Origin of the sequence: Clostridium neuense (assembly GCF_045310695.1) — a bacterium.
Taxonomy (GTDB): Bacteria; Bacillota; Clostridia; order Clostridiales; family Clostridiaceae; genus Clostridium_S; species Clostridium_S neuense.
In genome coordinates this window covers 61,867-69,344 of sequence record NZ_JBJIAA010000003.1, presented here as the reverse complement: position 1 = coordinate 69,344, position 7,478 = coordinate 61,867, and the positions used below count along the sequence as shown (strand labels likewise).

General features: G+C 30.9%; 7 protein-coding genes and 1 riboswitch. Of the genes, 6 read left to right on the top strand and 1 reads right to left on the bottom strand.

The annotated features are described in order from the left end of the window. Nucleotides 1-383 precede the first annotated feature (383 nt). The 6 genes from ACJDT4_RS04130 (at nt 384) to ACJDT4_RS04105 (ending at nt 5,834) form a co-directional block, all read left to right on the top strand. Entirely contained in the window at nt 384-899 is a 516-nt protein-coding gene (locus ACJDT4_RS04130) for a ferritin family protein (protein WP_406786269.1), read from the top strand. Between the two features lie 316 nt (nt 900-1,215). Next, nucleotides 1,216-1,320: riboswitch (THF riboswitch) on the top strand. 68 nt (nt 1,321-1,388) lie between these two features. Continuing rightward, nucleotides 1,389-1,991: a folate family ECF transporter S component gene (locus ACJDT4_RS04125; RefSeq protein ID WP_406786268.1), complete on the top strand. Its 603-nt coding sequence runs from the start codon at nt 1,389-1,391 to the stop codon at nt 1,989-1,991. A gap of 28 nt (nt 1,992-2,019) precedes the next feature. After that, the gene (locus tag ACJDT4_RS04120) at nt 2,020-2,811 is read left to right on the top strand and encodes a thymidylate synthase (protein ID WP_406786267.1); all 792 of its coding nucleotides are present in this window, start codon (nt 2,020-2,022) and stop codon (nt 2,809-2,811) included. Beyond that, nucleotides 2,811-3,299, top strand: a complete 489-nt coding sequence (locus tag ACJDT4_RS04115; RefSeq protein WP_406786266.1) for a dihydrofolate reductase — start codon at nt 2,811-2,813, stop codon at nt 3,297-3,299. The genes ACJDT4_RS04120 and ACJDT4_RS04115 overlap by 1 nt, the downstream gene beginning before the upstream one ends. 69 nt (nt 3,300-3,368) lie before the next feature. After that, nucleotides 3,369-4,781, top strand: a complete 1,413-nt coding sequence (locus ACJDT4_RS04110) for a MerR family transcriptional regulator (protein ID WP_406786265.1) — start codon at nt 3,369-3,371, stop codon at nt 4,779-4,781. Between the two features lie 735 nt (nt 4,782-5,516). Continuing rightward, complete coding sequence (locus ACJDT4_RS04105) at nt 5,517-5,834, top strand: hypothetical protein (RefSeq protein ID WP_406786264.1); 318 nt, start codon at nt 5,517-5,519, stop codon at nt 5,832-5,834. A gap of 84 nt (nt 5,835-5,918) precedes the next feature. Here ACJDT4_RS04105 and ACJDT4_RS04100 read toward each other — a convergent pair whose 3' ends face one another. Then, nucleotides 5,919-7,361, bottom strand: a complete 1,443-nt coding sequence (locus ACJDT4_RS04100) for a M20 family metallopeptidase (RefSeq protein ID WP_406786263.1) — start codon at nt 7,359-7,361, stop codon at nt 5,919-5,921. Between the last annotated feature and the right edge of the window lie 117 nt (nt 7,362-7,478).

Genomic DNA, 7,478 nt, shown 5'->3' with positions numbered 1-7,478 from the left:
TTTTTGTACCTGAAAACTTCCTACTTTGGGTTATAGAAGGATAATGGGCTCACGCCCAAACCCCGCGGCCTCACTTAACAATCTGCTTTCAGTTTCTTTTTGTACCTAAAAACTTCCTACTTTGGGTTATAGAAGGATAATGGGCTCACGCCCAAACCCCGCGGCCTCACTTAACAATCTGCTTTCAGTTTCTTTTTGTACCTGAAAACTTCCTGCTTTGAGTTATAGAAGGATAATGGGCTCACGCCCAAACCCCGCGTATGATTATTATATAATAATTTTGCTATTTATACTATATATCTTCCAATTTACAATAAATTTATTTAACATTTTTACAATCATCTTCATATTATAAATTGTAATTTATTTTTATGGAGGAAATTATGAATTGTTTTTACCAATGTCCTTTTGCTTTTAATGCTGGATATGATGATATGTATAGAAATGAAATGCCAATGGCAGCAGATCCATATACCTACCCTCAAAACCTTCCAGGTGCTCTAAAACTAATCCAAAATGCTATTGCTGGAGAAAGAGAGGATGAACTCTTCTACGATTATTTAATAAAAGTAGCTCCAAATCAAGAAGCTAAAAATATAATAACTGGAATAAGAAATGATGAAAGAAAACATAATGCTATGTTTAAAAAAATATACCCTCAATTGGCTGGTAAACCTGTACCACCTATGGCCGAAGAAACCTTTGAAAAACCAAAATCCTACTGTGATGGAATAAGAAGGGCCTTAATGGGCGAATTAAACGCTGTAAAAAATTACAGAATGATTCTTTTTGCAATGCAAAAGAGAGTTCACATTAACATGATTACAGAAATAATTACAGATGAACTTAGGCATGCAGCTCTTTACAATTATCTCTACGCTTCTGGATGTGTTAAATAATCGTCCTAATATAAAACAATGTGCACCAGATGTAAAAATAGAAGCCGCTGTCCCTATTAGATCAGCAGCTTCGCATTTCATATTATAATTATAATTAAAATTTAGATTTTTCATTCTCTCCTCAAATTGTGATACAAATTCCTCCTGCACTCTCAAACCTTCTGCTCTATTTTCTTTATTGAAAATCTTCATAGCCTCTTGAAGATTGGTATTTTAGTACATAAATAGTTTAAGCTTAATATTGCTTCACAAATGTCATTATAATGCTTGTCTTGCTTTTTAAATTATAATATTATATAATTAATAAAAAATAAATGGCAGAGTAGGTAATTGTGGGTTACGTGCCTGAAAGACGGGGAGTTGCTTTCGGGACGAAAAACCTTTCACAAGGTTTGCCGTGCAATTACCGCATCCCGCTGCTGCATACCGGAGTTATTGCCTCCTATATGTGGCTGTATAGATATGCCATATTTCAAGGAGGTCTTTTTTATGGAAAAAATCAGCTCTCTCTCAATTTTTACGTCCAAATATTGGACTACCTCTACTTCAGAATTAAAAAAATTACGTACTCTTACTTTTGCAGGGATGACAATAGCACTTAGTATTGTTCTTAATTCCTTTTCTATACCTGTAGGCGAAAATCTTAATATTAGATTTACTTTTTTAGTATTTTCTCTTGGTGCATTAATATTTGGACCTATTACTGGCTTACTTGTCGGTGCTGCCTGTGACCTTTTAGGTTTTGTTCTTCATCCATCTGGAGTATTTTTCCCAGGATATACTTTATCAACTATGCTTGAATTTTTCATTTATGGATTATTTTTATACCGCAGTCGTATTACAATTGTTAAAATTTTTCTTACAAAGTTTTTTGTAAATTACGGAATTCATGTAGGTCTTGGAGCACTTTGGAGTAAAATACTATTTAATAAAGGCTACCTTTACTTCTTTGCAAATAGCATTATAAAAAACACAATAATGCTTCCAATAGAAGTTATTATGCTTGTCTTACTGCTTCAGCTTCTTTTTCCAGCACTTACACATATGGGTATGGTGCAAAAGGAGAATTGTAAGCATATACCTTTTATCTAAAAAATAACCTTATGTGGAGGAAAATAAAATGAATATAGCGGATAATCAATATTTAAATATAGTTGAAAATATATTAAAGAACGGCTACTATAGCCAAAACAGAACTGGAATAGCTACATATAAACTACCTCATCAAACTATGCAATTTGATTTATCTAAAGCTTTTCCAATACTCACGACAAAATTTGTAGCTTTTAAAACAGCCGTTAAAGAGCTTCTTTGGATATATGAAGCTCAATCAAATGATGTAAGAGAGCTTCAAGCTCAAAATGTTCACATATGGGATGAATGGATGAGGGAAGATGGAACCATAGGAAAAGCTTATGGATATCAAGTAGCAAAATTTAAACAAATTGATAAATTAATTAATACATTAAAAACTGACCCTCAAAATAGGAGAATGATAATATCACTTTGGAATATAGAAGATTTACCAGATATGGCTCTACAACCTTGCTGTTATGAAACTCTTTGGGACGTTACAGATGATAAACTCAACTGTATGCTTGTTCAAAGAAGCGGCGATTTTCCTCTTGGAGTTCCCTTTAACATGTGCCAATATGCCGTTTTAGTTCATCTCATTGCACAAATTACAGGTTTTAAACCAGGAATATTTACTCATGTTATAAATAACGCTCACATTTATGAAAACCAAGTAGAAGGCATGAAGCTTCAACTTACTCGTAAAAATGCTGCTTATGATGCACCAAAGCTCTGGATAAATCCTGAAATAAAAGACTTCTATGATTTTACAATAGATGATATAAAACTTATGAATTATAAACATCATGATAAAATAAGTATGGAGGTGGCTGTGTAATGCTAAGTATCATCGCGGCTATCAATGAAAACTATGTTATTGGCAAAGATAATAAACTTCCATGGCATATATCAGAAGATCTAAAAAGATTTAAAAAGTTAACCACTGGTAAAACCATTATAATGGGAAGAAAAACCTTTGAATCTCTGCCAAGCGTTCTTCCAAACAGAAAACACATAGTCATAACAAATAATATAAATTATAACTATGACAATGATAATGTTGAAGTAGTTCATAGAATAAACGATGTACTTAAATATAAAAATTGCGAGGATGAAGTTTTTATAATAGGCGGTGGAAAAGTTTACGCAGAATTTCTACCTTACTGTGAAAAATTATATCTTACAAAAGTACATTCAAATCAAGGTGGAGATACTTTCTTTCCTAAGTTTGATATAAATAATTACGAAATTATTGAAAATGAAAAAAATGATTCTGGTAATATTAAATACTCTTTCCTTACCCTCAAACTAAAATATCATATATAACTTGCTATTGACTGTCTCCTTGGGTATTAGTTTATACTGTTAAATATAATATCTGAGGAGGTTTTTTATATGAAAATAAGTGAGGTTATGGACATTACATCCCTTACTAAAAGGGCAATAAAATATTATGAAGAAAATGAATTAATCAGTCCATCAATAAATACACTTAATAATTATAGAGATTACAGTGAAAATGATGTTGAAAAGCTAAAACAAATTTCTGTTCTCAGAAGTTTTGATATACCTATAAAAGAAATAAAAAAGATACTAATGAAACCTGAAGAAATTGAAAAAGTACTTGCAAATCACTTGGCCAAACTAAAATCACAAGTTGCAAATATAGAAAAGTGTGAAGAAATCCTTCAAGCTTGTGTAACTGATATTAATTCTAAAGCTTCAGACATAAAAAAAATTACCAATAACATGCTACTCCTAAAAAAAAGTTTCGATATGAATGAACAACAAAAAGAAAACTATATGAAGAGGGAATTAACACAAATTTTTCCTGGATTCTTTGGCAAATATATTTGTTTGAAGCTTTCAAATTATCTTGATGAACCTCTTGACAGTAAAGAAAAGGAACAAGCTTGGCTTCATCTTGTCAAAACATTAGATAGTAGCAAACAATTAAACGTAAGTAATGAACTATTAGAAAGTTTTGAATCAGATAATCTCAATTGGAATTTGATTGAAGAGATAATAATATGCAGAAATAAAGAATTCTATGCCATGGAAAAAGAAGAAATTAAAGATTATGTAGAGCATTTGTACGACCTTGAGCCAACTGAAATTGATTTAAAATTACTTGAACAACTTATTAGCTATGAAAATTCTAAAGAAAATATCTCATATATCAATAACTTACTTAAATTAATAGATGAAGATTTAAAAATTCTCAGCTCAAAATATACAAAAATACAAGAAAATATTTTGGTTGCAAATTATGAGTTAAAAAAATCATATTTAAACTTGCCTAAAGACAGTGAATCAAAAAATAATATAAGTTTAGTTACACTACCGCAAATGACTTTTGTTGGTTTAGAGTACACGACATTTATATCTCTAAAAAAAGTACCCAAGTTAATTGATAACTTTAGAAATAGACTTAAAGAAATTAACAACGTTATAAATCCTACAGATATATACACAATAAATGGAATTGACAGTCTCCTGCAATATGAAAAACCTAAAACTTTTAAACTTAATTTTTCATTTATAATAGCCGTGCAGGTTTCAAAAGTAGAACAAATTCCAAATGACATGAAAGCATTTACTATTCCAGCTCACCAGCATATTTGTTATACCTTAAAAGGAAATAAAAATCTAAAATCATTTATAAAAGATGAACTACCCATAGTAACTTTTATTACTCAATCGTATAAGGTTGCAAAATTTCCTGTATTGACACTGTATAATAATGAATATAAAACAAATAATCCAGAATCAATTGTTTATAATTACATGGCAATAGAGACAGTTTAAATTTATGCCATGCTAGAAATTCTCACTTTCAAACATGGCTTTTTTTAAATTCAATCATTTAAAATCATTAATCTTTATTATATTTAAAAACTTTCCACATTGTGCCACCACTCACATAACTTTTTTATCTACATAAATGCCACCTTATTAATTATATCATAAAAAATTTCTTCTAAAATGTAAAACAGCAATAGTATTTATAATAACTATTACTGTTTTTATATTTCTGCTCATTACAAATTATTTATAATCTTTAATGTTTCATAAATCGTAGGCATATCAACAATATTTTTACCATAATGAGCATATCCTACTGTGCCTTCTCCATCAACTATAAATAAAGCTGGAAATTGTGAAGTAACAATGCTTCGTCGCGTTAAAAAAATCCTATAAATCTAAGTGGTGATTTTAAGCAAGTGCTTGCTTGAGGTATAGAAGGATAACGATCATATACGTGGTTTGGGATGTAATCCCATTATCCTTCTTTAACTTGTATTAGTCATCTATATATTAGCCCACGCCCCGTGTATGTTTACTCGCTATCGCTCAGACAGATTGAAATATCTAAGCATTTTAGGCATATGTATCGCCTCAAATTAAAAAATTTTCTTATTTTCATTCATAAAATGTACACTTTGCCAATTACTAGTATTATAATTATAATATCATATATAATTTATTGCGATAACAAATTTTAAAGTTTATAAATAATTTTATGAAGGAGCATTATGTACTATGATTAGAAATATTTTAATGAATACATTACTTTTATTTGTCTTAATAGCTGGAATCATGAGCTTCCTTACAGCTATTATTAGTCCATCAAAGCTACTAAAATTAACAAAAGAATATAATCTTATAAAAAACGAAAAAGGTTTTACAAAATACACTCAAAAATTGTATTCAATCTTCGGATTAATGTGCATTATTATTTCTCTTTTAACACTTTTCAAAATTATTGATAATCTTTTTTTTGCAATTATAATGTGCCTATTTTCAATTGCAGTAAGTTTTATAAATCCTAAAGCAATAAAAAAATACAGCCAAAAATAAAAAGTGAAGTTTGACTTTCTTTTCATTATAGAAAGTCTTAATTTCTATGTTTAAAGTTTTAAATCTATATTATTTTCCATCCCATTAGCGAATAGGAGATGGTTTAATATTCTTTGGTATCGGACATTTGTATGTCTCGCCGCCAAGTCTTTCTTTAAACTCACTCTTTGCCTTTTCAATAAGTTCGTGATTCTCAAAAAGTTCTATGCCTGAAAGTGCAAGTACCTTACTAGCCTCAAGCATTCCCTTATGAAAAAGCTTTTCTTTTCCCTGTGCCACTAACTGCCAGGAATGTCCTGGAGTATCCTTTGCATAGCAAACTGTTGTTATTTGAGCTGTTGGAGTATTCCAGCTTACGTCTCCAACATCCGTAGAACCAGGCATAACCTCATTGGTTTTTCTATATGGATATACTATATCTATTACTTCTTTGTTCTTTATTTCTTCTGCCATCTTTTCAGCTTCACTTCCATAATAGTTAGAAAGCTTCTCTTCATTTACTTTCTTTTCCCTATCACTTAAAGTTTTCCTTATCTCTTTGGCAAATTCTATATCATCTCTATCTACCGCAACAGGTCCAACCTTTTCAAAATTCTTGTAAAGCACTTTATCTAGAGTATCATTAAGAATAAGATTTGAGCTTCCCCTATCAAAAACAATTTCAAGTTCTGTATCAGTCATAAGTGCTGCACCCTTAGCAATATTTACAACCCTATCATATATTGCCTTTGCATCCTTCATTTTAGGTGCACGAATTTGATAAAGAACTGCTGCATTTGCCTGCACTACGTTTGGTGAAAGTCCTCCTCCATCAGTTATAGCGTAATGAATTCTTGCCTCTTGTATAACATGCTCACGAAGAAAATTTGCACCTACATTCATAAGTTCCACAGCATCTAAAGCACTTCTTCCTAAATGTGGACAAGCTGCTGCATGTGCACTTTTTCCGTGAAACTTGAAATAAACTTGAAGTGTTGCTAAGAAATTCATTGACCACACAGCATTTTCGCTTCCTGGATGCCAGGTTAATGCTGCATCAACATCTTTAAAATATCCCTCTCTAGCTATATACGCTTTTCCTGAACCACTTTCTTCTCCAGGACATCCATAAAATCTTACAGTTCCTTCTATATTATGTTTCTTCATATAATCCTTAACTGCAATAGCAGCTGCCATAGCACCCGTACCTAAAGCATGGTGCCCACACCCATGACCTTTGCCACCTTTTACAATTGGCTCTTTAACAGGTAAATCTGCTTTTTGGCTCATTCCATATAATGCATCAAATTCTCCTAAAAATGCAATTACAGGTTTTCCGCTGCCATAACAAGCAACAAATGCTGTTTTCATATCAGCTATGCCTTCTGTTACTCTAAATTCTTCCTCTTTTAAAATTCTACGTAAAAGCTCCGAAGATTTGTATTCCTCAAATCTTGTTTCTGCGAACTCCCAAATTCTATCACAAGCTTTTGTATATATATCCTGTTTTTCTTCAATTAGCTTTATTACTTCATTAATATTTTTCATAAGTTCTCCTCCGTATATATATTTGAAATACTTAAATTACAAGTAGTTTCAAAACATTAAGAGTAACAAGTAGAACGAAGGTTATTTTTACACTTTGGCAGAAAATTTTTAAAACTT

What these genes read in the sequence shown, in the direction of transcription:
- ACJDT4_RS04130 (WP_406786269.1), top strand. Translation starts at nt 384, where the DNA reads ATGAATTGTTTTTACCAATGTCCTTTTGCTTTTAATGCTGGATATGAT.
- ACJDT4_RS04125 (WP_406786268.1), top strand. Translation starts at nt 1,389, where the DNA reads ATGGAAAAAATCAGCTCTCTCTCAATTTTTACGTCCAAATATTGGACT.
- ACJDT4_RS04120 (WP_406786267.1), top strand. Translation starts at nt 2,020, where the DNA reads ATGAATATAGCGGATAATCAATATTTAAATATAGTTGAAAATATATTA.
- ACJDT4_RS04115 (WP_406786266.1), top strand. Translation starts at nt 2,811, where the DNA reads ATGCTAAGTATCATCGCGGCTATCAATGAAAACTATGTTATTGGCAAA.
- ACJDT4_RS04110 (WP_406786265.1), top strand. Translation starts at nt 3,369, where the DNA reads ATGAAAATAAGTGAGGTTATGGACATTACATCCCTTACTAAAAGGGCA.
- ACJDT4_RS04105 (WP_406786264.1), top strand. Translation starts at nt 5,517, where the DNA reads ATGATTAGAAATATTTTAATGAATACATTACTTTTATTTGTCTTAATA.
- ACJDT4_RS04100 (WP_406786263.1), bottom strand. Translation starts at nt 7,361, where the DNA reads ATGAAAAATATTAATGAAGTAATAAAGCTAATTGAAGAAAAACAGGAT.